This is a genomic window from Bradyrhizobium genosp. SA-4 str. CB756, from assembly GCF_000473125.1.
In the GTDB taxonomy this organism is placed as follows: Bacteria; Pseudomonadota; Alphaproteobacteria; order Rhizobiales; family Xanthobacteraceae; genus Bradyrhizobium; species Bradyrhizobium arachidis.
Genome location: NZ_KI421499.1, coordinates 2,211,343 through 2,233,599, shown reverse-complemented (window position 1 = coordinate 2,233,599; position 22,257 = coordinate 2,211,343). Strand labels below are relative to the sequence as shown.

Annotated in this window: 23 protein-coding genes; 12 read left to right on the top strand and 11 right to left on the bottom strand. The window is 64.6% G+C overall.

The features are described 5' to 3' along the window. Positions 1–598: 598 nt before the first annotated feature. Entirely contained in the window at positions 599–4,090 is a 3,492-nt protein-coding gene (locus tag BRAGE_RS0111125; protein WP_027564360.1) for an indolepyruvate ferredoxin oxidoreductase family protein, read from the bottom strand. Between the two features lie 294 nt (positions 4,091–4,384). On the opposite strand from BRAGE_RS0111125, the gene BRAGE_RS0111120 reads away from it, so the two are divergent. After that, positions 4,385–5,587 (top strand): c-type cytochrome, encoded by a 1,203-nt coding sequence (locus BRAGE_RS0111120; protein ID WP_027564361.1) that lies wholly within the window; start codon positions 4,385–4,387, stop codon positions 5,585–5,587. Between the two features lie 65 nt (positions 5,588–5,652). Here the strand turns inward: BRAGE_RS0111120 and BRAGE_RS0111115 are convergent, their stop codons facing one another. Then, positions 5,653–6,297 carry a trimeric intracellular cation channel family protein gene (locus BRAGE_RS0111115; RefSeq protein ID WP_027564362.1) on the bottom strand — a complete coding sequence of 215 codons (645 nt, stop codon included), beginning with the start codon at positions 6,295–6,297 and terminating at the stop codon, positions 5,653–5,655. A gap of 166 nt (positions 6,298–6,463) precedes the next feature. Between BRAGE_RS0111115 and BRAGE_RS0111110 the strand changes: the two genes are divergently transcribed. After that, positions 6,464–6,889: a hypothetical protein gene (locus tag BRAGE_RS0111110; protein WP_027564363.1), complete on the top strand. Its 426-nt coding sequence runs from the start codon at positions 6,464–6,466 to the stop codon at positions 6,887–6,889. Positions 6,890–7,060: 171 nt separating this feature from the next. Here BRAGE_RS0111110 and BRAGE_RS0111105 read toward each other — a convergent pair whose 3' ends face one another. Genes BRAGE_RS0111105 through BRAGE_RS0111095 form a run of 3 tightly spaced genes read right to left on the bottom strand, consistent with a single transcriptional unit; the run spans position 7,061 to position 8,605 of the window. Next, on the bottom strand, positions 7,061–7,870 hold the full coding sequence (locus tag BRAGE_RS0111105; protein ID WP_027564364.1) for an isocitrate lyase/PEP mutase family protein: 810 nt from the start codon (positions 7,868–7,870) through the stop codon (positions 7,061–7,063). Between the two features lie 51 nt (positions 7,871–7,921). Next, complete coding sequence (locus BRAGE_RS0111100) at positions 7,922–8,272, bottom strand: antibiotic biosynthesis monooxygenase family protein (protein WP_027564365.1); 351 nt, start codon at positions 8,270–8,272, stop codon at positions 7,922–7,924. Between the two features lie 24 nt (positions 8,273–8,296). Further along, on the bottom strand, positions 8,297–8,605 hold the full coding sequence (locus BRAGE_RS0111095) for an NIPSNAP family protein (protein ID WP_027564366.1): 309 nt from the start codon (positions 8,603–8,605) through the stop codon (positions 8,297–8,299). Between the two features lie 216 nt (positions 8,606–8,821). Here BRAGE_RS0111095 and BRAGE_RS0111090 point away from each other — a divergent pair, with 216 nt between their 5' ends. The 3 genes from BRAGE_RS0111090 to BRAGE_RS0111080 all read left to right on the top strand — a co-directional run bounded on the left by BRAGE_RS0111090 (position 8,822) and on the right by BRAGE_RS0111080 (position 11,274). Beyond that, positions 8,822–9,520, top strand: a complete 699-nt coding sequence (locus tag BRAGE_RS0111090; RefSeq protein WP_027564367.1) for an ArsR/SmtB family transcription factor — start codon at positions 8,822–8,824, stop codon at positions 9,518–9,520. A 197-nt stretch (positions 9,521–9,717) separates the two neighbouring features. Continuing rightward, positions 9,718–10,728, top strand: coding sequence for an alpha/beta fold hydrolase (locus BRAGE_RS0111085; protein ID WP_027564368.1), 1,011 nt, complete (start codon positions 9,718–9,720; stop codon positions 10,726–10,728). Positions 10,729–11,034: 306 nt separating this feature from the next. After that, positions 11,035–11,274, top strand: a complete 240-nt coding sequence (locus tag BRAGE_RS0111080) for a GCG_CRPN prefix-to-repeats domain-containing protein (RefSeq protein WP_027564369.1) — start codon at positions 11,035–11,037, stop codon at positions 11,272–11,274. Positions 11,275–11,428: 154 nt separating this feature from the next. Here BRAGE_RS0111080 and BRAGE_RS0111075 read toward each other — a convergent pair whose 3' ends face one another. Then, on the bottom strand, positions 11,429–11,722 hold the full coding sequence (locus tag BRAGE_RS0111075; protein ID WP_027564370.1) for a twin-arginine translocation signal domain-containing protein: 294 nt from the start codon (positions 11,720–11,722) through the stop codon (positions 11,429–11,431). Between the two features lie 115 nt (positions 11,723–11,837). Beyond that, on the bottom strand, positions 11,838–12,152 hold the full coding sequence (locus tag BRAGE_RS0111070; RefSeq protein WP_027564371.1) for a hypothetical protein: 315 nt from the start codon (positions 12,150–12,152) through the stop codon (positions 11,838–11,840). A gap of 107 nt (positions 12,153–12,259) precedes the next feature. Here BRAGE_RS0111070 and BRAGE_RS0111065 point away from each other — a divergent pair, with 107 nt between their 5' ends. The 5 genes from BRAGE_RS0111065 to BRAGE_RS55790 all read left to right on the top strand — a co-directional run bounded on the left by BRAGE_RS0111065 (position 12,260) and on the right by BRAGE_RS55790 (position 17,173). Next, positions 12,260–14,218 (top strand): alpha/beta hydrolase domain-containing protein, encoded by a 1,959-nt coding sequence (locus BRAGE_RS0111065; protein WP_027564372.1) that lies wholly within the window; start codon positions 12,260–12,262, stop codon positions 14,216–14,218. Between the two features lie 176 nt (positions 14,219–14,394). Continuing rightward, a complete protein-coding gene (locus BRAGE_RS0111060; RefSeq protein WP_027564373.1) occupies positions 14,395–15,045 on the top strand; it encodes a glutathione S-transferase family protein in 651 nt (216 codons plus the stop codon). Between the two features lie 348 nt (positions 15,046–15,393). Next, the gene (locus BRAGE_RS0111055; RefSeq protein ID WP_027564374.1) at positions 15,394–16,038 is read left to right on the top strand and encodes a DUF1326 domain-containing protein; all 645 of its coding nucleotides are present in this window, start codon (positions 15,394–15,396) and stop codon (positions 16,036–16,038) included. Positions 16,039–16,089: 51 nt separating this feature from the next. Further along, entirely contained in the window at positions 16,090–16,911 is an 822-nt protein-coding gene (locus BRAGE_RS0111050) for a DUF2182 domain-containing protein (protein WP_027564375.1), read from the top strand. 109 nt (positions 16,912–17,020) lie between these two features. Continuing rightward, entirely contained in the window at positions 17,021–17,173 is a 153-nt protein-coding gene (locus tag BRAGE_RS55790) for a hypothetical protein (RefSeq protein ID WP_167336495.1), read from the top strand. 9 nt (positions 17,174–17,182) lie between these two features. Here BRAGE_RS55790 and BRAGE_RS0111040 read toward each other — a convergent pair whose 3' ends face one another. Together BRAGE_RS0111040 and BRAGE_RS0111035 are read right to left on the bottom strand one after the other, a co-directional pair. Further along, positions 17,183–17,530 carry a hypothetical protein gene (locus BRAGE_RS0111040; protein WP_027564376.1) on the bottom strand — a complete coding sequence of 116 codons (348 nt, stop codon included), beginning with the start codon at positions 17,528–17,530 and terminating at the stop codon, positions 17,183–17,185. 122 nt (positions 17,531–17,652) lie between these two features. Further along, positions 17,653–19,185: an acyl-CoA carboxylase subunit beta gene (locus BRAGE_RS0111035; RefSeq protein WP_027564377.1), complete on the bottom strand. Its 1,533-nt coding sequence runs from the start codon at positions 19,183–19,185 to the stop codon at positions 17,653–17,655. A gap of 149 nt (positions 19,186–19,334) precedes the next feature. Between BRAGE_RS0111035 and BRAGE_RS0111030 the strand changes: the two genes are divergently transcribed. Next, positions 19,335–19,739, top strand: a complete 405-nt coding sequence (locus tag BRAGE_RS0111030; RefSeq protein WP_027564378.1) for a DUF4260 domain-containing protein — start codon at positions 19,335–19,337, stop codon at positions 19,737–19,739. Between the two features lie 130 nt (positions 19,740–19,869). After that, on the top strand, positions 19,870–20,463 hold the full coding sequence (locus tag BRAGE_RS0111025) for a hypothetical protein (RefSeq protein WP_027564379.1): 594 nt from the start codon (positions 19,870–19,872) through the stop codon (positions 20,461–20,463). Between the two features lie 236 nt (positions 20,464–20,699). Here the strand turns inward: BRAGE_RS0111025 and BRAGE_RS0111020 are convergent, their stop codons facing one another. Both BRAGE_RS0111020 and blaOXA read right to left on the bottom strand, forming a co-directional pair. Then, on the bottom strand, positions 20,700–21,356 hold the full coding sequence (locus BRAGE_RS0111020; RefSeq protein WP_027564380.1) for a carboxymuconolactone decarboxylase family protein: 657 nt from the start codon (positions 21,354–21,356) through the stop codon (positions 20,700–20,702). A gap of 66 nt (positions 21,357–21,422) precedes the next feature. Then, positions 21,423–22,241, bottom strand: coding sequence for a class D beta-lactamase (gene blaOXA / locus BRAGE_RS0111015; protein WP_035729596.1), 819 nt, complete (start codon positions 22,239–22,241; stop codon positions 21,423–21,425). Positions 22,242–22,257: the final 16 nt, after the last annotated feature.

The window sequence follows — 22,257 nt, the reverse complement described above, 5'->3', positions numbered from 1 at the left end:
GCTTCCCTCTCGAACAGAGGGCGCAGGGAAGACCGGGTGCCGGCTGGGCACCCACGGTCCGCTGTGTGCGAATGCGCGAAGAACAGATGCACAGCGGCATACAGGTGAAGCCAAACATCCGGCCTTCCCTGCGCAGTGGCTTTACGGCTTATGCCGCGCTCTCCCCGGGGAGCGATGCACTATTGCCCCCGTCGCCTTGCGAGCGATCGCAAGACTTGACGCACAGACCCCGGGCGTCAGGACCACACGATTTTGCCGTACGCGAGACCGCGCCCGTCGTGCCGCGAGACAATCGCTCGCGTGACGCAGCCCGCGTCCACCGCCGCTCACCCCGCGTTTCGTGACGATCGCGATACGCCCCTCCGAGGGATGAGGTGGCGGACAGATACGATAATTCCGAATTTCGGTAAAGCGGAATATTTTTGAGCGCAAGGATTGACCCGCGGCATGGGTGTTTTGCCCGACGGGCAACGCAAGGGATGGTGTGTAGCCGGCGCCGTAGGGTGGGCAAAGGCGCAACGCGCCGTGCCCACCATCTCGCCGAAATCAATCCCGAAGACGTGGGCACGCTTTGCTTTGCCCACCCTACGGGACTGCCCTACTCGGCTGCAATCTGCCTTGGCGCGGGCGGCGGGCTCGCGAGATCCGCGGCGAGCTGGGCATAGCGGGCCTTGGCGTCTGCCACCGCCTTCTCCTTCACCGGACCGTAGCCGCGGACGCGGTCGGGCAGTGACAAGAGTTCAACCGCTGTATCGATCGTGACCGGCGACAGCAGGCCGAGCACGGTGGCGACGTCCTTCTCGTAGCCGGCGATCAGGTCGCGCTCGAGCTTGCGGTCGGCGCTGCGGCCGAAGATGTCGAGCGGGGTGCCACGCAGGAATTTGAACTTTGCCAGCACGCGGAACGCCTTCAGCATCCACGGGCCGAAGGCGCGCTTCTTGGGACGACCGAGCGCATCGATCCCGGATGCCAGGATCGGCGGGGCCAGGTTGAAGCTGAACTTGAAGTCGCCCTCGAACTGGTCGCGCAGCTGCTGCTCGAAAGCGCCGTCGGTGAACAGGCGCGCGACTTCGTACTCGTCCTTGTAGGCCAGCAGCTTGGCGTAATTCACCGCGACCGCGCGCGGCAGCGCTTCGCCGTAATCGCCTTGCTTCGCGGCATCGCGGACCTGGTCGATCAGCTTGCGATAGCGTTTGGCAAGGCGGCCGTTCTGGTAGGCGGTCAGATGCTTGGCACGGTGCTCGATGACTTCGTCGAGTGTCATGGCATCGAGCGTCTTCGGCGCGACCACCTCGTCCGTGCCCTTCAGCATCTCGGCAAGGCGCGCGGGATCGGCGACTGCGAGGCGGCCGAGGCGGAAGGCCTCCTTGTTCATCTTGATCGAGACGCCGTTGACCTCGATCGCCTGCTCGATCGCTTCAGCCGACAGCGGCAGCAAGCCCTTCTGATAGGCGTAGCCCATCATCATCATGTTGGTGGCGATGCTGTCGCCGAGCAGCTGCTCGGCGGGCTTGGTGAAGTCGAAGAACGCCGAGTCCTTATGCAGCGCCGTCTCGAGCAAGCCGGTCAGCTTGCGGGTTTGGAAATTGAAGTCGCGGTTGAGGATGAAGTCAGCGGTGGGAATGACGTGGCTGTTGATGATGCCGCGGGTGCGGCTGGTATCACACAGCGAGATCGTGTCCTTGGCGACCGCGACCACCTCGTCGGCGGCGAGCACGAGATCGGCAGTGCCGGTGACGATGCGCGAGCAGGTCACCTCGGCCGGATGGTCCGACAGACGCACGTGGCTGAGCACCGCCCCGCCCTTTTGCGCGAGGCCCGACATGTCGAGGATCATCGAGGCCTTGCCCTCGATATGGGCGGCCATGCCAAGCAGCGCGCCGATCGTCAGCACGCCGGTGCCGCCGACACCGCCGACCGCGATGTTGTAGGGTTTTTCAAGCGTCGGGCGCGAGGCCGGCTCGGGCAGCGCACCGATATCGGCGAGCTCGGCCGGCGCGCGATGGCGCGGTGCCCCGCCGTCGATGGTCACGAAGGACGGGCAGAAGCCTTTCAGGCAGGAATAGTCCTTGTTGCAGGACGACTGGTTGATGGCGCGCTTGCGGCCGAACTCGGTCTCCAGCGGCTCGACCGAAATGCAGTTCGACTGCACCGAGCAGTCGCCGCAGCCCTCGCAGACCGCCGGATTGATCATGACGCGGCGCGCCGGATCCTCCATCAGGCCGCGCTTGCGGCGGCGGCGCTTCTCGGCGGCGCAGGTTTGCACGAAGACGATCGCGGAGGTGCCCTTGAACTCGCGGCACATCTTCATGACGTTCTGGAGCTCGTCGCGGTGATATTTCTTCACGCCGGGCGCGATGGTGTCGGCGGGATAGGCGTCGGGGTTTTCCGAGACGAGATAGATCTCGCGGATGCCCTCGGCGTGGAGCTGGGCCATGATCTTCTCGGGCGATAGATCACCGTCGTGACGCTGGCCGCCGGTCATGGCGACGGCGTCGTTGTAGAGGATCTTGTAGGTGATGTTGGCCTTGGAGGCGACCGCCTGGCGGATCGCGAGAATGCCGGAGTGGAAATAGGTGCCGTCGCCGAGGTTGGCGAAGATATGGTTCTCGTTGGTGAAGGGCGCGATGCCGACCCACGGCACGCCCTCGCCGCCCATATGGGTGAAGGTCTCGGTCGAGCGGTCCATCCACAGCGCCATGAAGTGGCAGCCGATACCGGCGAGCGCGCGGCTGCCTTCGGGGACCTTGGTCGATGTGTTGTGGGGGCAGCCGGAGCAGAAATACGGGGTGCGGGAAACCGGCGCGACCGCCTGCATCTGGGTGGCCTGGCGGCCGTTGAACCAGTCGGCCTTGGCGCGGAGCATCTCCGCGATCTCGGGATTGAGATTAAGTCGAAGCAGGCGTTCGGTCAGTGAGGTCGCAAGCGAGGCGACGCTGAGCTCGGCGGCGAAAGTGAGGAAGCGCTTGTCGTGCTCGTCCATCTTGCCGACGATGCGCGGGCGCACGTCGTCGCGCCAGTTGAACAGCTCCTGCTTGACCTGGTTCTCGACGATCTCGCGGCGCTCCTCGACGATGAATATCTCTTCAAGGCCGACGGCGAAGTTGCGCACGCCTTCCGGCTCCAGCGGCCAGGGCATGCCGATCTTGTAGAGGCGAAGGCCGATTTTTGCGGCAACCTCCTCGGTGATCCCCAGCTCGCGCAGTGCCTGTCGGACGTCCTCGTAGCTCTTGCCCGAGGCCATGATGCCGAAGCGGGCGTTCGGCGAGTCCATGGTGATGCGGTTGACCTTGTTGGCGCGCGCAAAGGCGATCGCGGCAAAGCCCTTGTAGTCCTGCAGGCGGCGGTCCTGCTCGAAGCGGTCATCGGGCCAGCGCAGATTGAGCCCGCCGGGCGGCAGCTCGAAATCGGTCGGAATGATGAAGGGCTTCATCTCGTCGGTGAGATCGATCTCGGCGGTGGTCTCCACCGTCTCGGTGATCACCTTCATGCCGACCCAGCAGCCGGAGTAGCGCGACATCGCGATGCCGAGCAGGCCCATCTCGATCATCTCGTGGATGCTCGAGGGATAGAGATACGGCATCAGCGCCGAGATGAAGGCATGGTCGGACTGATGCGGGACGGTAGAAGACTTTGCGCCGTGGTCGTCGCCGGCCAGGCACAGCACGCCGCCGTTCTTGGCGGAGCCGGCGGCATTGCCGTGGCGGAACACGTCACCGCAGCGATCCACGCCGGGGCCCTTGCCGTACCAGATGCCGACCACGCCGTCGTACTTGGCGCCGGGCGAGAGGTTGAGCTGCTGGGAGCCCCAGACGGCGGTCGCCGCCAGGTCCTCGTTCACGCCGGGCTGGAACTTGATGTTGTACTCTTCGAGATGCTTGCGGGCGGCGAAGAGCTGCTGGTCGTAGCCGCCGAGCGGCGAGCCGCGATAGCCGGAGATGAAGCCCGCTGTGTTGAGGCCGTTAGCGCGGTCGCGCCGGATCTGGGCCATGGGAAGGCGGACCAGGGCCTGGATGCCCGTGGTGAAGACATGTCCGGTTTGCTGGGTGTATTTTTGGTCGAGACTGATCGGACCCTGGTTGATTCCCATGCTGTCCTCGTTTTGCCGCCCTGTTCAGGCCCTTGTTGCTTTAGGTCGCTTAAGCCGTTGCTTGCCCGTTGTTTTTAGCTAGGGCGCGCCGACCACCTTCGCCACTCTATGTCGGATATTTCACGCTCCGCATCACAAATCTGGACCAAAGGGAGCGCCGGGTAAAAATCGCAATTTCGTGGCCGGAAGCACACCGGGGATTTTCAATTTGTGTCACCATACCCCCGTCGTCGCGAAATGAATCGATGCCCGATCCTACGGGATGCGGGCCATTGGTCGCAGGAGAGACCGGGCATGCGGACGATTCTGGCTGTGATCGCGTTGTGCAGTGCAGTTGCGAGCGCGGCTTTCGCCGCCGATCCATCGCCGGAGCTGATCGCCTATGGCAAGGCGCTGGTCGAGGCCGGCGGCTGCGGGGGCTGCCACACCGCCGATCCGGCGAAGCCGTTTGCGGGCGGCAAGCGCATCGACACGCCCTTCGGCGCGGTCTATGCGCCGAACCTGACGCCCGACCGCGACACCGGGATCGGCGCCTGGGCGGATGCCGATTTCACCCGCGCGCTCCGCACCGGCATCGCGCCTGACGGCTCGAACTATTATCCGGCGTTCCCCTATCCCTACTTCACGAAGATGACCAAGGACGACACGCTGGCGATCCGTGCCTATCTCGGAACGCTGGCACCGGTGGTGAACCGCAACAAGCCGCCGGAGCTGCGCTGGCCGTTCGGCTATCGCCGCCTGATGCGGGTCTGGAACGCCTTCTATTTCAAGCCTGGCCTGTTCGAGCCGGACCAGAGCCAGAGCGCGGCGTGGAACAGAGGCGGCTATCTCGTCACCGGGCTCGCCCATTGCGGCGCCTGCCATACGCCGAAGAATTACTTCGGCGCGGACAAGCAGGCTCAGGTCCTCTCCGGCAACGAGGTCGGCGGCTGGTACGCGCCACGGCTCGACGGCGCCGTGCGCACCGGGCTGAAGTCATGGAGCGTCGAGGACATCACCGAGTATCTCCAGAGCGGACGTAACGCCAGGAGTCATGCCGACGGGCTGATGGCCGAGGTGGTCGTCAACTCGACCTCGAAGATGAGCGATGCCGACGTGACGGCGATCGCGGTCTATTTGAAGAGCCTGCCGCCGTCGCGGCGCGAGACCATCGTGACGCCGCCTGAGGATGCCGAGATGAAGGCCGGCCAGGCCGTCTACGCAAAGCTCTGCATCGCCTGTCACGAAGCCGACGGCTCCGGCGCGCCGCGGATCTATCCGCCGCTGCCGGGCAATGCGCTGCTGCAATCGGTCAACCCGTCCTCGACCTTGCGCCTCATCCTCGACGGCGCCCATACCGTGACGACACCGCGCGCGCCCAATACCGGCGAGATGCCTGCCTATGCCGAGCAATTGTCGAACGAAGAGATCGCGGCGGTGACGAACTACATCCGCAATTCCTGGGGCAACGCGGCACCGCTGGTGACGCCGGCGCAGGTCGCGAAGGCAAGGAAGTGAGGGGCGAATGGGGAGTAGTGAGTGGCGAATGGCCAGATCTATTCGCCATTCGCGCGCGACAGCGCTTACCTCCCCTCGTCCTCCGTGAAGACGAATTTCGGCATCTCCCATTTGTAGCGCACCGCCAGCAGGCGGAAGCTGATGCCGAGGACGAAGGTCAGGATGGTCCAGAGCTCGGCGTTGAGCTTGAGGCCGAAGGCGGTGGCATAGAACAGACCGGTCACCACCGAGACGCTGGCATAGAGCTCGGAGCGGAACAGCAGCGGCACGTCGTTGCACAGCACGTCGCGCAAGATGCCGCCGGCACAGCCCGTTACCATGCCGGAGACGATGACGATCGGCAGCGAGGCATCCATCTGCCAGGCGACGTCGCAACCGGCCATGGTGAAGACGACAAGGCCGATGGCATCGAGCACGATGAAGGCGACCTTGAGCCGGTGCACGAGGCGGGCGGTCAGGATGGTGAGGAAGGCGGCGCCGCCGGCGAGCGCGAGATAGATCGGGTGCTGCACCCAGACCAGCGGATAATGCCCGAGGAAGAGATCGCGCAGCGTGCCGCCACCGAGCGCGGTGATGCAGCCAAGGAAGCAGACGCCCAGCCAGTCCATGCTGCGGCGGCCGGCAGCGAGCGCGGCCGTCATACCTTGCGCTGCGACCGCGACCAGCGACAGGAAATGCAGCACGCTATCGCTCGGCGGCAGGCTCCACATGATCTTGTTCCCTTCCTCCGCTGGTGGAACTCACGCTTTCGGTTCCCCAGGCGAACAGGTTCCCGATTCCCGCAGCCGGGGCAACATGCGACGAAAGCATAAAGGAGGCGGAACGGAATCTCGCAGCTGAGGGTTGTCCCGGCGTCATAACCGAGGAGACCAATCGATGGCTGACGACCGTTTTCCCAACGATCCGTACCGCCCGAACCTCGCCGACGATGAGTATCTTCGCGCGGCGCGCCGGGATGCCGACCTTCAGGCCGATCCCGAGCTTGGCGAAGGCCCCGCCTCCAGCGGCAAGGTCGCGCTGTTCGCGGTGGCGATCGCCCTGGTGCTGGGCGCCGTGTTCTATGGCTTGAACAACACGACCACGGGCAACCAGGCGAGCAACACGCCGGCGACACAGACTGCGCAGCAGTCGCAGCCCGCCAATCCGGCTGCACCTCCCGGCATGCGCGACGTGACGCCGCGCAACAACGCCGCGCCGGGCGTGACCACGGGCGCCGCGCCGAGCAAGCCGGCCGCGCCGGCAGATACGCCTGCGGCAAAGCCAGCGCCGGATACGCAGACTCCGTCTGACGGCGCGAAGTAAGACGTAACACGATAGCTGTCGTCGCCCGGCTCGACCGGGCGACCCAGTACTACGAGACGGTTGTGATAGAGCCGAGAAGCCTCGGCGTACTGGATGCCCCGCCTTCGCGGAGCATGACACGAGAGGATGAGAGAGCGGCGGGACTCAACATCCCGCCGCTTTCGTTTGCCTTCAGCTGAACATCTTGTTGAGCTCGCCGCCGGAATAGCCGCTGCCGAGCTCTGCAAAAGTCCCCTTTTCCGCCATCTCCTTTGCGGCGCGCATGAAGCCGCCCCAGGCGGCGCGGGCGAGCGAGCCGCCGACGCTGATGCGGCGCACGCCGAGATCTTCGGCTTCCTTGAGCGACAGGCCGGGACCGCCGATCAGGAGGTTGAACGGCTTCGGTGCGACAGCCTTCACCACCGCGGCGATGTCCTCGCGTGTCTTCAGGCCCGGCGCGTAGAGGCAATCCGCGCCGGCGTCCGCATAGGCGGTCAGCCGGTCGATGACGAGCTTGAGGTCGGTCACGCCCCACAAATAGGCCTCGCAGCGGCCGACCAGCAGCGTGCCGCTGTCGCCGATCGCCTTGCGCGAGGCCTTGATGCGCTCGACCGCGAGCGCGCGCTCGTAGATCGGCTTGTCCTTGTCGCCGGTGGAATCCTCGATCGAGAGGCCCGCGACGCCGGTGCGCACACCGCGCTCGACATTGTCGGCGACCTTGTCCGGCTCGACGGCGAAGCCGCCCTCGAAATCCGCATTCACGGGAATGTCGACCGCCGAGCTCAATGCTGCCAGATGTTGACAGACATCCTCGACGGTGACGTGGTTGTCGGCCTTGCCGATGGTCCAGGCAAAGCCCGCGCTCGATGACGCGATCGCCTTGAAACCGAGATGCTGCAAGGCTTTCGCGCTGCCGACATCGACCGGATTGGGCAGGATGAAGCAGCCGCTTTCGTGCAACTTCCTGAACGTCGCACGCTTGTCGGCGGTGGTCACATGCATGTTTCTCTCCCTTGTTGGCCGCGCAGACATGGGGATGCGTCGCGGCCGGCGCTAGTGCGCGTCGTGCACCGCGCGGCTGTCCTTCGGCGCCTGCTCGCGATCATTCATGCCGTAATCGCGGATGACGCTGGCGATGCGCAAATGATAGTCGGCGAAGATCCGCGCCCTGCCCTTGGCCTGGGTACGGCGATGCTCCATCGTGTTGCGCCAGGCCTGGACTGCTGCCTCATCGCGCCAGAACGACAACGAGAGGATCTTGCCCTTCTCGGTCAGGCTCTCGAAGCGCTCGACCGAGATGAAGCCGTCGATGGTTTGCAGGAGCGGCTTCAGATCGGCGGCGAGATCGAAATAGTCCTGGCGATGTTCCGGCTTGGGCCAGACCTCGAAAATCACGGCGATCATGGGCGTCTCCTTAGCGTTGGTGGCCTACACTACCACCTTGCGCAGGAACGTGCGCTCCTCCGCGAGGATGAATTTGTTCTCCTCCGCGAAATGGAAATTCGCCATGCCTTCGGAATCCTGCCGCAGCCTCGCGCGATAGGCCTCGTAGGCGGCAAGGCTCTCGAAGGTGATCAGCGCGAAGGCGATGTTGTTGGTGCCCTCATGCGGCATGAAATAGCCAATGAGGTCGCCGCCGCATTTCGGGATGATGGTGAGCCAGCGTTTTGAATATTCCTCGAACTGCGCGCGCTTGAACGGATCGAGCTGGTAGCGGATGAAGACGGTGACGGACATGATAGGCTCCTGATTTGTCTTCGTCATTGCGAGCGCTGGTCTCGTAGGATGGGCAAAGCGAAGCGCGCCCACGTCCTTTGTCCGCAACGACGATTGGTGGGCACGCCGCTACGCTCCTTTGCCCACCCTACGGCGCTGGATTGCTTCGCTCGCAATGACGACGTAGTGAGAGGCTACGCCCTTGCCCGACCACAATGCTTCGGCTACCATCGAAGCATGAAATCAGGTCCCGACATCGCCATGGTCGCCTCGCTGGTCGGCGATCCCGCCCGCGCCAACATGCTCACGGCGCTGATGAACGGCCGCGCGCTCACCGCAAGCGAGCTTGCGCAGGAGGCCGGCATCACGCCGCAGACTGCGAGCTCGCATCTGGCAAAGCTCGAGGCCGGCGGCCTCGTCGAGCCGGAGAAGCAGGGCCGGCACCGCTACTACCGTCTCACCGACGACGACGTCGCCGGCGTGCTCGAGGGCCTTGCGGGCCTTGCCGCACGCACCGGCCATATGCGCGTGCGCACCGGTCCGAAGGATCCGGCGCTGCGGCGGGCGCGGATCTGCTACGATCACCTTGCCGGCGATCTCGGCGTGCAGATGCTCGACACCATGCGCGAGCGAAATCTGGTCAGGCAGAAGAAGCAGGACATCGAGCTGACGGCCGACGGCGAGCGTTTCCTCGCCAAGAATTTGCAGATCTCGGCCGACATGCTCAGCCACCCGCGCCGCCCGGTCTGCAAGGCCTGCCTCGACTGGAGCGAGCGGCGCCACCATCTCGCCGGCACGCTGGGCGCTGCGATGATGCAGCGGTTCGCGGAATTGAAATGGGCCGCGCGCGATCCCACGCCCGGCAGCCGCGTCGTGAATTTCACCCGCACCGGCGAGAAGCAGTTCGCGGCGCTGTTCGGGAATGGGAAGGATTAGTCACGCAACCGTCGTGAAATCACACGTTCGCGTGTGAATGCGGGCTCTCGTCATGGCCGGGCTTGACCCGGCCGTCCATCGCTTTAAGCGCACTGTCGTTCCGGGATGGTCCGAAGGACCAGACCCGGAACCTCGAGATTCCGGGTTCGATGCTGACGCATCGCCCCGGAATGACGCTGCCAACACACGAGACCCCAATGATCCGCTTCCTCTCGGCCGCGCTCGCCGCTGCCCTCCTCGCCTCCTCACTCACCTCTGCACACGCCGCCGACACCGCACCCCGCGAACCCTACGGCGTCGCGCTCGAAGGCTTTGCCTATCCCTATCCCGTGCATCTGCTCCCCGTGATCAATGACGGCGAGCAGCTCAGCATGGCCTATATGGACGTCGCACCCGCGCAAGCAAATGGCCGCACCGTCGTGCTGCTGCACGGGCGCAATTTCCCGTCGAGCTACTGGGCGCCTGTCGTCAAGATGTTGAGCGAGGCCGGCTATCGTGTCGTGGTGCCGGACCAGATCGGCTTCGGCAAGTCCTCCAAGCCGACGGGCGAGCTGCATTTCGACAATCTGGCGCGCAACACGATCGCGCTGCTCGATCATCTCAAGATCGACAAGGCAGATGTCGTCGCCCATTCGCTCGGCGGCATGCTCGGCGTGCGCATCGCCCGCGCCTATCCGGACCGCGTCGCCCATCTGGTGCTGACCGCGCCGATCGGGCTCGAGGACTACCGCCTCTACGTGCCGCCGACGCCGACCGAGAAGATCATCGAGACCGAGGACAAGCTCACCGCCGACGGCTACCGCAAGCAGCTCCAGACCAACTACGCGATCAAGCTGCCGCCGGACGCGATCACGCCGTTCATCGACGCCCGCTTCAACATCAAGGGCAGCCCCGATTATCCGCGCTGGCTGCGCGCCTTCGTCTCGTCCGGCCAGATGATCTATCGCGAGCCGGTGGCGCACGAGATCCCGCTCATCACCGCGCCGACGCTGTTCATCATGGGCGCCGACGACCACAACGCGCCGGGCCGGCCACTCGCGCCCGAGGCGTTGCGCGCCAAGATGGGGCAGAACGCCGAGCTCGCCAAGCAGCTCGCCACGAAGATGCCGAATGCGCGGGCCGAGGTGATCCCGGACACCGGCCATCTCGTCTTCCTGGAGGCGCCCGAGAAGTACAGGGAGCTGGTGTTGGGCTTTCTCGGCCGCTAAAGCATGATCCGGAAAAGTGCGAAGCGGTTTTCCGGAAAGATCATGCGTAAACAACAACCTAAAGCGCGATGACGATTCATCCAGATCTCATCGCGCTTAGCGACAGATGAGTGTCGCCTCAAGCAGCATGCAGGGAACGTTCATGCCGCATTCAGGTCATGATTGGCAGGTTTGCATCGCGATGCACGTTGCTTCCCCGATTTAACGTGTCGAATCGTGTCTTTTGATTCATTGTGCGCCGCAAGCGCCAAGCCCTGAAGATTCGCCCCCCCAAAGCCCTGCCCCAAGGACGAGAAGGAAGACCAAATGAAATATCTCTTCGCCGCCGTCATGCTCGCCAGCGCGGTTGTTGGTTTCAGCGAGGCGGCCAGCGCTGCTGGCGGCTGCGGCCCCGGCTGGTATCGCGGCCCCTATGGCGGCTGCCGTCCGATGGCCGCACGTGGGCCGGTCGTCGTCGTGCCGGCGCCCGCACCCGTCGTCGTGGTGCGCCCGCGCGTTTGCCCCTATGGCTTCCGCTGGTGGGGTGGCCGCTGCCGTCCGATCTGATCTCGTCTTTTCGCACTGCGAAGTGGCCGCGCAGGACAGCCTGCGCGGCCACTTTGTTTTTGAAGGCCCTTCAACCCATCATCTCACCCCGGCGTCGAATCAAAACGGGGACCGCGAACCGCGATCCCCGTTCAAGGCCTGGCTTGCGCGAAGCTTACCAATGATGACGACGCCAGTGTCGGCGGCGCCAGCCCCAGTGGCGGTGACGCCAGCCCCAATGGCGGTGATGCCAATGGCCATGACCATGGCCCCAGCGAACCTGCTCGGGCTTGAGCTGCGCGGCTTCATCGCTGGTGGTGACGGCGGGATGGGCGTCGGGATTGCCTTCCGGCATGCGCGCCGGGCCAACCGGCTGCGGCGACAATGGCGCGGCCTGCGCGGTCGCTGCGAAGGCAGCGGCGCCCGCCGTCACACCCAATGCAAGTTTCAAAAAGTTCCGACGCTCCATGACATATCCTCTGGTCTTTCGCGCAAGTGATGCAGAGGAAGTGTCGCGATCACGACATGAACCAGAGCTGAATCGCGCATTCAGGTTCGTTGCGAACGTGACAGGATTTGCAGACCTACTTCACAAACTCCTGCGCCAGCACCAGCGTCTCGCGCGAGCGCTTCACATCGGGCCAGTCCCGCTTGAAATCGGCGACGAGCTGCTTCAGAGCATCGCCCTTCAGCATCGCCGCGAGCGCTGCTTCGTCGTCGAACTGATACATGGCCTGGTGCAGCGAGGGATCGTCCAGGCTCCAGAACCGCCAGGCTTTGCTCACGCCGAACGCCTTCACCGCGTCGGGCACATGCTCGGTCTCGTACCACCGGTCGAAGGCGGCGCGCTTGTCGGCATCGGCGACGATGGCGCGGACGACGAAGTAGGCAGCGGGCATCGGGTTTCCTCCTGTTGTTTGGCCTCAGCATAGACGGTTATAGTGGCGGCAACAAAAAGCCCGCGCGGCGGATTTTACGCTGCGCCTACCTAAGGGAAGGAACGGCCATGCGCAGGATCATCTCGGGTCTCGTTGCGATCACCTGCCTGTGGCCGGCGGTATCAGTCGCCGAAATCGTTCGCTTCGATGTTCTGGAACGCGTGCCCGCCTTTGACGGGCGCAGCTTTGGCAATGTCGGCACCTATGAACGCATCACCGCGCGCGCGACCTTCGCGCTCAACCCGGCCGACGATCGCAATGCCGTCATCACCGACCTTGCGCTCGCGCCGCGCAATGCCGACGGCAAGGTCGAGGCCACCGCCGACGTCGTGATCCTCAGGCCCAGCGATCCCACGCATGGCAACGGCACGCTGCTGCTGGAGGTGCCCAATCGCGGCCGCAAGCTGGCGCCCCAACTGTTCGACGATTCCGCCCAGCCCGGCGCCAACAATGCCGACAAGGCCGAGGATGCCGGCATCGGCTTCCTGCATCGCCAAGGTTTTACGATGGTCTGGGTCGGCTGGCAGGGCGACATTCCCTCCAAGCCCGGCCAGATGGCGCTGGCCGCACCGGTGATCAAGAACATCAGTGGTCCCGCGCGCGAAGAATTCGTCCTCGACAACACGACCAATCCCGCGCGTGCCACGCTGACCTGGCCGGCGGCTGAGGCCGCCAACCTCCACGTCACCGTGCGCGCCGCCTGGGCCGATGCGCGGCAGACGCCATCAGGCCTTTCGGCAAAACTCGTCGATCCCACTGCGGTGGAGATCACGCGCCCTGATGGCTTTGATGCCGGCGCGCTCTACGAGATCACCTACACCGCGCGCGATCCGGTGCCGCTCGGCATGGGCTATGCCGCGGTGCGCGACGTCGTCAGCTTCCTCCGCCATGACGAGACGCAGGCCAACCCGCTGCTCAATGGTTTGCATCCATCGGTGAGCCGCGCGATCGGCTTCGGCGTCTCGCAATCCGGCCGCTTCCTGCGCGACTTCCTCTATCTCGGCTTCAACGAGGACCTATCGGGCCGCACCGTGTTCGACGGATTGATGCCGCATGTCGCGGGCACGCGGCGGATGGCGACCAATGTCCGCTTCGGCCAGCCCGGCCGCAACCCGCGCCATCTCCAGGACCCGGCCTGGCAGGCCGATCTCTTCCCGTTCACCTATGCGAGCCTCAGCGATCCCTATTCGGGCAAGACCGACGGCCTGCTCCGCCGCTGCTCGCTCTCGGCGACCTGCCCGAAGGTGATGCAGACCGACAGCGAGCACGAATGGTGGGCCTCGCACGCTTCGCTCCTGGTCACCGATCTCGCCGGCAACCATCTCGATCTTCCCGACAATGTCCGCGCCTACATGATCTCGGGCACGCCGCATTTTGCGGAAGCCGCCGACGTGATGAAGAAGGGCGTGCCGGCGATGTCGCTGCCGCAGAACCCTGTTCATGCGGGCATGCCGATGCGCGCGCTGCTCACCGACCTCAATGCCTGGATCAGCGACGGCGTCAGGCCGCCGGCAAGCCGCGTCCCTATGCGCGCCCACGGCACGCTCGTGCCGGCGCAAGGCGCCGTGCCCACCGATATCCCCGGCCTGCCCTATGCCGGCATCCACACGCTCGCCGCCTTCTCCGACCAGAGCGTGCTGCCGCCGAAGGAGATCAGCCGCTATCCCGTGTTCGTGCCGAAGGCGGATGATGACGGCATGGCCATCGCAGGCATCCGCCAGCTCGCTCTCGCCGTCCCGCGTGCGACCTACACGGCATGGAATCCGCGCGCGCAGGGGTTTGGGCCGACAGCGCTCTATCCATTGCAAGGCGCGGTGGTGCCGTTCGCGCCGACGGAAGCCGCGCGGAAGGAAGTGCATGATCCCAGGCTGTCGATTGCGGAGCGCTATGCCGACGACGGCGCGTATGTCGCCGCGGTGAAGCGCGAGGCAGCGCGGCAGGTGGCGGAGCGGATTTTGCTGCCGGAGGATGCCGAACGCGCGGTGGAGGCCGCGAAGCAAGGCAAGCTGGCGAAGCTTGGGCCATGAGCACCGGCCCGTAGGATGGGTAGAGCGCAGCGAAACCCATCATTCCACCCGCGGGAATAGCGTTGATGGGTTTCGCTTCGCTCTACCCATCCTACGAGATCGCCTTTTTTTCTGTCCCCGCTGTCGGAACGTCCGCTCCTCATCCGTCCTATGCCCAGACAACACGGAGCCCCCACATGCCCAATCTCATCCTCACCACCTTCGACTGGGTTCCCGAGATGCCCCGCGGCTTCGTGCGCGACCTTCGTGTACGCTGGGCGCTGGAAGAAGCAGCCCTGCCCTACCGCGTCGCGAGCGTGCCGTTCAACCCGCGCGATGCCGCGCACTTCGCGCATCAGCCGTTCGGCCAGGTGCCGTGGCTGACCGACGGCGACCTCTCGATCTTCGAGAGCGGCGCGATCCTGCTGCATCTGGGTCAGCGCAACCCCGAACTGATGCCGACCGATCCCCGCGGCCGTAACGAAGCGATGGAGTGGGTGTTCGCCGCGCTCAATTCGGTGGAGATGCCGGCCCTGCCCTGGACGATGTTCAAGTTCACCGGCAGTTTCGATGGCTCGCCTGCCGTGAAGTTCGTCGACGACTTCCTGAAACTCCGCCTCAAGCACATGGAGACGGTGCTTGCGACGCGCGAATGGCTGGCGGGGTCCTTTTCCGTCGCCGACATCCTGATGTCGGACGTGCTGCGCGTCGTCGATAAGTTCGGCGGCTTGTCGGAGCACCCGGCCTGCCGCGACTACGTCGCGCGCGCCACGGCTCGCCCGGCGTTCGCCAAAGCCCACGCCGACCAGCTGGCGCATTTTGCCGCGGCCGATGCGGCGCGACGATAGAACGGAACAGCTCGTAGCTCTCAGGATGGGTGAAGCGAAGCCGTAACCCACCTGGGTCTGCCCGAACGAATGGAGACGTGGTGGGTTACGCTGGCGCTAACCCACCCTAAAGCGCGATGGCATGAAGATGAATCACCATCGCGCTTTAGGTTATTGTTTGAGCACGATCTTTTCGGAAAACCGCTACGCACTTTTCCGGATCATGCTCTGCGCACCTCTACGCCTCGCCGCTTCACACCAACTTCATTGGCGCATTGCCTTGCGGTTCCCGCGCACGCGGCGTAGCCTTCCACCACAGGTAGCTCGTTCGAAAGTGATCTGTCGGGTTCGGCCTAGCGGGAGGGAGCGATGGTGGACCAGGTCTCATCTCAGGTCTCGTGGCAGCTTTCCGGTGACTATTTCGAAAATTGCAGTTGCAGCATTGTGTGCCCGTGCCTCGTGTCCGCGGGTGCCCCGCTGACCGCGCGACCGACCGAGGGCTTCTGCAACGTGCCGCTGATCTTCCACATCGAGACCGGCCGTTACGGCGATGTCGCACTCGATGGACTGAACGTCCTGGTCATTCTCCATGCGCCCGGAGTCATGGCTGACGGGGACTGGTCGCAGGCCACCTATGTCGATCAGAGCGCCGACGATCAGCAGACCGAGGCGCTGGCCGCGATCTTCAGCGGCGCGGCCGGTGGTCCCATGGCCGCGTTCGTACCGCTGATCAGCAAGAACCTCGGCGTGAAGAAGGTCCCGATCTCATTCCGGATCGACGGCAAGACGCGGTCTGCGGAAATCCCGGGCATTCTGCACATGTCGGTCGATCCGTTGCCGACCATGCACCCGAGCGGCGAAATGTGGGCCAACATCGGCCACCCCGTCAGCCCCGACAGGATGGTGATGGCGGTCGGCGCCGCCGGCAATACATACAGCGATCATGGCATGCGCTGGGACAATTCCGGCAGGAACGGCCTCTATGCGCCGATCCAGTGGTCGAACCAGGCTTGATGCCACTCCTGATGTGACGGTCTGCGGGAAGGCCGGCAACACGCATCACAAATGACCGACAGCGCTCTCGAAACCGTGCTGCGCCGCGATCGCTGGATCGTCGGCGGCGCGATTCTGATCATCGTCGCGCTGGCATGGGCCTATGTGCTTTGGCTCGCCAACGACATGGACATGGGCGGCATGGACATGACCGGCTTCCGCATGATTCCGGCCGGGATCGGAATCATGTTGCCCGCCGGCGAGCCGTGGCGAACGATCGAGTTCGCCTACGTGTTCCTGATGTGGGCGGTGATGATGGTCGGAATGATGGCGCCCTCGGCCGCACCCATGATCCTCATGTACGCCAGCGTCGGCCGGCGAGCGAAGGCACAGGCCAAGCCGTTCGCGGCGACGGGCTGGTTTGCGGCCGGTTATCTCCTCGCCTGGACCGGCTTTTCACTTGTCGCAACCCTTCTGCAATGGGGGATCGATCGCGCAGCCCTTCTCGACTCCCGGATGACGCTCGCCAGCAACCTCGTCGGCGCAATCGTGCTGATCGCAGCCGGGATCTATCAATGGACGCCATTCAAGGACGTCTGCCTCGTCCAATGCCAGTCGCCGTTCCTGTTCCTGATGCGCCACGGCGGCTTTCGTGACACGCCGCGAGGCTGCCTGCTGCTGGGACTTCGGCACGGAAGCTATTGTGTCGGCTGCTGCTGGCTCTTGATGGCACTCCTGTTCATCGGCGGCGTGATGAACGTGCTCTGGATCGCGCTGTTGGCGCTGCTCGTTCTATTGGAGAAGCTGACGCCGGCCGGACGATGGATCGCGCGCGCTGCTGGCATTGCATGTGTGGCCGCGGGCGTTTGGCTGCTGACGTCCTCGCTGCGGTGATGCGTTGCGCGCGAGACATTCAGCGCACCATTAACCCGTTGTTATCCATGTCCCCACCACCGCCGGAACGAAGCAATTTGCTTCAAATTATTCCTGCCAGAGGTGACACATGGCCCGCATCGACTATCTCAAAGAGCAGGTTGCCCGCGCCGAACGCCTGGCGAAGACCATCCTCGACCAGGAAACCGTGGAGCGGCTGCAAACCTTCGCCGCCGAATGCCGCGCGGAATTGATGGTGCTGACGCTGCGCCCTGCAGCGTGACGCGGTGCGTCACATCAGCTTCAGCGGTGCATCGGCGACCAGGCGCAGATCGATCGTTCCAATCAGCGCCGCGCGCCGCGCCTCCGCGGCACTGATCGCCTCGTCCGTCTGCCGCAACGTGCTGATGTTCGAGCCGAGCGACACGATCCCGCCCAACACCAGCGCGATCGATCCGAGCGCGGCGGTTTGGCCAGTCCCGAACAGCCCGAGGATCGTGATCAGCAGCAGCGCAGCACCGCTGCCGATGGCGATCTTGGAGGCCAGGATATACTTCCGGCATCGCTCGGCGATCTCGGCTAGCCGCTCGATCCGGTCTTCGATGTCGGAGATTTCGTCGGTCGGATCGTCTTCGGTCATTGGGTTTTGATCAAGGATGCCGGATCAGAAACGAACCTGGTAGCCCGCATGAGCGAAGCGCGTACAGCAACTGCTGAACGAGAACCCGGATTTCGCTACGCTCCATCCGGGCTACGTCCACCTCACAACGGCAAATTGTCGTGCTTCTTGGCCGGCGCTTCCACCTTCTTGTCCTTCAGCATCGCCAGCGCCCTTGCGATCCGTTTCCGCGTCGAGTGCGGCATGATGACGTCGTCGATGTAGCCGCGCTCGGCCGCGATGAAGGGCGACAGGAAGCGATCTTCGTATTCCTTCGTTCGCGCCGCGATCTTGTCGGGGTCGCCGATGTCGCTGCGGAAGATGATCTCGACGGCGCCCTTGGCGCCCATCACCGCGATCTGGGCGGTCGGCCAGGCGTAGTTCATGTCGGCGCCGATTTCCTTGGAGGCCATGACGTCGAAGGCGCCGCCATAGGCCTTGCGGGTGATGATCGTCACCAGCGGCACGGTGCACTGCGAATAGGCGAACAGCAGCTTTGCGCCGTGCTTGATCAGGCCGCCATATTCCTGCGCGGTGCCCGGCAGGAAGCCCGGCACGTCGACGAAGGTGACGATCGGGATGTTGAAGGCATCGCAGAAGCGGACGAAGCGCGCCGCTTTCCGCGAGGCATCGCTGTCGAGCACGCCGGCCAGCACCATGGGCTGGTTGGCGACGAAGCCGACGGTACGGCCGGCGATGCGGCCAAAGCCGGTGACGATGTTCTTGGCGAAGGCATCCGCGATCTCGAAGAAGTCGCCCTCGTCCACGACCTTCAGGATCAGCTCCTTCATGTCGTAGGGCTTGTTCGGATTGTCGGGGATCAGCGTGTCCAGGGAATCGTCGAGGCGCTCAATGGAATCGAAGCTCGGCCATTCCGGCACGCCGTCGGTGTTGTTGGACGGCAGGAAGTCGATCAGGCGCCGCATCTGCAAGAGCGTCTCGACGTCGTTCTCGAACGCACCGTCGGCGATCGAGGAGCGCGTCGCGTGCACCGAGGCGCCGCCGAGCTCTTCGGCGGTGACGACCTCGTTGGTCACTGTTTTCACCACGTCGGGGCCGGTGACGAACATGTAGCTGGTGTTCTTCACCATGAAGATGAAGTCGGTCATGGCAGGCGAATAGACGTCGCCGCCGGCGCAGGGGCCCATGATGACGGAGATCTGCGGGATCACGCCGGAGGCGAGCACGTTGCGGCGGAACACGTAGGAATAGCCGGCGAGCGCGGCGACGCCTTCCTGGATGCGGGCGCCGCCCGCGTCGTAGAGGCCGATGATGGGCGAACGCGCCTTCATCGCCATGTCCTGGAGCTTCGTGATTTTCAGTGCGTGGGTCTCGGACAGCGAGCCGCCGAACACCGTGAAGTCCTTGGCGAAGACAAACGTCTTGCGGCCGTTGACGGTGCCCCAGCCGGTGACGACGCCGTCGCCGGGCACCTTGGTCTTCTCCATGCCGAACTCTGTGGAGCGGTGCTCGACGAACATGTCGAACTCCTCGAACGATCCCTTGTCGAGCAACAGCTCGATGCGCTCGCGTGCGGTCAGCTTGCCGCGGGCGTGCTGCGCCTCGATGCGCTTCTCCCCGCCGCCGAGCTTTGCGCCGGCACGACGATCTTCAAGGGCGTCCAGGATATGTTTCATTTGCTCCCGCCAGTTCTTAACTAAGCCACGCTTGCCGGGGGTTCTAACACGGCATTTTGCGGAGCGGGAAGCGGCTTTCGGCGCCGCAGGGCTGCCCTGCCACAGCGTGAAAGCGCAAGGAATTACAGAGTTTTGCCTGGGAGGCGACGATGGACGAACAAGCTGCCGAGACCGGGGCTGCGACAGGTGGCGTCAACATCCTGCTCCGCCTGGAAGGCCTGACCCTGTTCGTTGGCATGGTGATGCTGTACGCGGCCTGGGGCGGCTCCTGGCTCGTGTTCGCCCTGCTCTTCTTCGTGCCTGACCTGAGCTTCCTGGCCTACCTCGCCGACGCCAAATTCGGCGCGATGGTCTATAACGCCGCCCACAGCTACATGGCGCCGGTGACGCTGATGACGCTGGGCTTCGGCTTCGCCTCGCCCCTCACCCTCTCCATCGCCTTGATCTGGCTCGCCCATATCGGCATCGACCGGGCGCTCGGCTATGGCCTGAAATATTCGGCCGGGTTCGGCTTCACCCATTTAGGGCGGATCGGCCGGCAGAAGGACGCCTGACCCCAAATTTGGCGGGCCTCGCCGGTTGACCGGGCCGGCCGATTCAGGCTTGCTCGGGTCCTCGATCAGGCGCCGAATGTTGCGTGAGCCCAGTCGGTACGGCGGCGGTCATTACGCCCTGGCATCCCCCATGTCCGCGACGGTCGTCCCACTGCCGCCGAACTCATCGTCCGAAACCGTCGATTTCCTGCGGCGCATGGCCAGCATGGTGTCGGGCCGGAACGGCGCCATGCTGCTGCGTGCGGCCGCGCTGATCGAGTCGCTGGCGCAGCGGGCGATGTCGGCCGAGCGGCTCTATCACGAGACGCAAGAAGAGAACACGCGCCATGTCGAGCTGCGCGAGGCCGCCGAGCTCGCCTCCGACTCCATGGTCGGCCAGATCGAGGCGATGCGCGCGCAGCTTGTCGAGGTGACCGCGGCGGCTGCCGCCGAGCGCACCGCCTTCAATGCCGAGCGCGTCAAGCTGCTCGGCCTGATGCAGGATGCGGAGAGCCACATCCGCAAGCTCACTGCCGAGCTGGAGAGCTTGCGCGCCTCGGTCGACAGTTTCAACGACACCGTCGTCTCGGTGCCGATCGAGGTGCTGCGGCTGGCGCGGACCCAGTTCGACTATCTCTCCAGCGGCTTTGCCAGGCGCGGCGACGTGATCTCGCAGGCGATGAGCGAGATCGGCGGCTTTGCCATCGACCAGGCGCTGACGGCGAAGAAGACCGACAAGGCCTGAAACATTTGGAGCCGTCATACCCGGGACAGCGGCCTACTCGGCGTCAACACGGTTTTGCAGGCGCTGTTCAAGCTGGGTTAGGTGCGGAAGCAGCTCGGCTTGCACCGATGCCGTAGGGTGGGCAAAGCGGAGCGTGCCCACCAATCGCGGTAGCACATAGAGAGATGGTGGGCACGGCGCGATGCGCCTTTGCCCACCCTACGGCATCGCAATTTTGTCGCGGGTTCTCGCGCCTCTTACGGCTCACCCGGCCTGAACGGCTCCTGCTTGTCCGGCGGCACCGTTTCCTCCGCCATCGCCAGCAGCATCGCCACCATCACGTAATTGCCTGAGACCGCGGTGAGGTCGACGATCTGCTGATCGCTAAAGATCTTCTTCGCCCGCGCATAGGTCTCGTCGGTGACCTTCTTGGTCGTGGTGATCTCGGTGACGAAGTCGTAGACCACAGCCTCGTCCTCGGCCATCTTCGACGGCCGCTTGTTGGCCTTCAGCTCCGCGATGATGTCGGGCGACAAACCCGCCTTCGCGGCGAGCGGCGCGTGCGCGAACCATTCCACCTGCGAGCGCCATTGCCGTCCGATGATCAGGATCGCGAACTCGTTGAGCTTGGTCGGGACCGAGGTCTCCCAGCGCAGATAGTAGAACAGGTCGAACAGGCGCTGGCCAAGCACGGGGCTGCGGATCATCGGATTGTAGGGCCCGCCGATGCCGACGCTCGACACCTTCATGATCTGCTCGCCGAGCGGCTTCTGCTTGGGGTCGAGCTGGTCCATGGTGAGCTGCGGAAAGCGCGGCTCCTTGCTGGTGGCGGGTGCGGTAAACGTCGTGGCAGCGAGCCAGCCGCCGGCCGCGGCCAGCGTGAGCGACGACAGCCAGAGTGGCGTTGAGTTCATTGTTATCCTCCCGGTTTTCTTTCTTGGCCGAAAGGATGCTAGTCGAGCGGCGCCGGCGCGACAGCGCTAGATCGCGCCGATCTCGGCAAGGCAGGCTTGCGTCAGGCTCATGCGGGCCTCGATGTGGCGCAGCTCCTTGCAATCGATGTTGAGCGCGAACACCGTGTGCGCGTCGCCCTTTTCGGCCCAGCCGACCATCCAGCCCAGCGACGGCTCGCCGCGCTCGGCGCCCAGGAGGCCCGACTTGGCGCGGATGACGCTGTCGCCGACCTTCGTCACCGGCAGGATGTCGGCGACGAGATCCTGGCTGCGCTTTGAGATCGGCAGCGCGCGGCGGCGCAGCCGGTCGACGAAATCGATCTGCTCGATCGGATCGATGCGCAAATTGCCGGTGAGCCAGAACTGGTCGATGCCGCCGCCGATGTCGCGATTACCGTAGTCGAACTCGTCGACATATTTCTGCATCCGCTCCTGCCCGATCCGGCGCGCGATTTCCTGATAGACCGGCACCGCACTCACCGCGATCGCGCTGCGCAGCGTGTGGTCCTTGTTCCAGGCCTCGATCGGCCGCTTCACGCCGTCCCACGGGAAGACGTCCTTGTCCGGATCGGCGACAACGCCGGTCTCGAGCGCGATCAGCGAGTTCGGAATCTTGAAGGTCGAGGCCGGCAACTTCCCCTCGCCCGAACGTTCCTTGTCGCTGGCGACGATCAGATAGTCCTCGACCTTGTAGCCGACGAAGGTGCCTGACGTGCCGAGATCGGTGAAGCGTTTTGCCAGGCTGTCGCGGATCTCGTTGCGCGGTGGCGCGACATGAGCGAATGCGCGCTGCGGCAGGATCGCGGCTGCGGCGAGAAGGCCGAGGGTGGAACGGCGGGAGAGCAAGGGCGGTATCCGTTAA

Excerpts from the sequence above, each read along its gene's own strand:
- BRAGE_RS0111060 (WP_027564373.1), top strand. The coding sequence starts at position 14,395 with ATGCCCAATCTCATCCTCACCACCTTCGACTGGGTTCCCGAGATGCCC.
- BRAGE_RS0111030 (WP_027564378.1), top strand. The coding sequence starts at position 19,335 with ATGGACGAACAAGCTGCCGAGACCGGGGCTGCGACAGGTGGCGTCAAC.
- BRAGE_RS0111105 (WP_027564364.1), bottom strand. The coding sequence starts at position 7,870 with ATGCATGTGACCACCGCCGACAAGCGTGCGACGTTCAGGAAGTTGCAC.
- BRAGE_RS0111040 (WP_027564376.1), bottom strand. The coding sequence starts at position 17,530 with ATGACCGAAGACGATCCGACCGACGAAATCTCCGACATCGAAGACCGG.
- BRAGE_RS0111090 (WP_027564367.1), top strand. The coding sequence starts at position 8,822 with ATGAAATCAGGTCCCGACATCGCCATGGTCGCCTCGCTGGTCGGCGAT.
- BRAGE_RS0111120 (WP_027564361.1), top strand. The coding sequence starts at position 4,385 with ATGCGGACGATTCTGGCTGTGATCGCGTTGTGCAGTGCAGTTGCGAGC.
- BRAGE_RS0111050 (WP_027564375.1), top strand. The coding sequence starts at position 16,090 with ATGACCGACAGCGCTCTCGAAACCGTGCTGCGCCGCGATCGCTGGATC.
- BRAGE_RS0111095 (WP_027564366.1), bottom strand. The coding sequence starts at position 8,605 with ATGTCCGTCACCGTCTTCATCCGCTACCAGCTCGATCCGTTCAAGCGC.
- BRAGE_RS0111075 (WP_027564370.1), bottom strand. The coding sequence starts at position 11,722 with ATGGAGCGTCGGAACTTTTTGAAACTTGCATTGGGTGTGACGGCGGGC.
- BRAGE_RS0111115 (WP_027564362.1), bottom strand. The coding sequence starts at position 6,297 with ATGTGGAGCCTGCCGCCGAGCGATAGCGTGCTGCATTTCCTGTCGCTG.
- BRAGE_RS0111080 (WP_027564369.1), top strand. The coding sequence starts at position 11,035 with ATGAAATATCTCTTCGCCGCCGTCATGCTCGCCAGCGCGGTTGTTGGT.
- BRAGE_RS0111110 (WP_027564363.1), top strand. The coding sequence starts at position 6,464 with ATGGCTGACGACCGTTTTCCCAACGATCCGTACCGCCCGAACCTCGCC.
- BRAGE_RS0111100 (WP_027564365.1), bottom strand. The coding sequence starts at position 8,272 with ATGATCGCCGTGATTTTCGAGGTCTGGCCCAAGCCGGAACATCGCCAG.
- BRAGE_RS55790 (WP_167336495.1), top strand. The coding sequence starts at position 17,021 with ATGGCCCGCATCGACTATCTCAAAGAGCAGGTTGCCCGCGCCGAACGC.
- BRAGE_RS0111055 (WP_027564374.1), top strand. The coding sequence starts at position 15,394 with ATGGTGGACCAGGTCTCATCTCAGGTCTCGTGGCAGCTTTCCGGTGAC.
- BRAGE_RS0111125 (WP_027564360.1), bottom strand. The coding sequence starts at position 4,090 with ATGGGAATCAACCAGGGTCCGATCAGTCTCGACCAAAAATACACCCAG.
- BRAGE_RS0111065 (WP_027564372.1), top strand. The coding sequence starts at position 12,260 with ATGCGCAGGATCATCTCGGGTCTCGTTGCGATCACCTGCCTGTGGCCG.
- BRAGE_RS0111085 (WP_027564368.1), top strand. The coding sequence starts at position 9,718 with ATGATCCGCTTCCTCTCGGCCGCGCTCGCCGCTGCCCTCCTCGCCTCC.
- BRAGE_RS0111035 (WP_027564377.1), bottom strand. The coding sequence starts at position 19,185 with ATGAAACATATCCTGGACGCCCTTGAAGATCGTCGTGCCGGCGCAAAG.
- BRAGE_RS0111070 (WP_027564371.1), bottom strand. The coding sequence starts at position 12,152 with ATGCCCGCTGCCTACTTCGTCGTCCGCGCCATCGTCGCCGATGCCGAC.
- BRAGE_RS0111020 (WP_027564380.1), bottom strand. The coding sequence starts at position 21,356 with ATGAACTCAACGCCACTCTGGCTGTCGTCGCTCACGCTGGCCGCGGCC.
- BRAGE_RS0111025 (WP_027564379.1), top strand. The coding sequence starts at position 19,870 with ATGTCCGCGACGGTCGTCCCACTGCCGCCGAACTCATCGTCCGAAACC.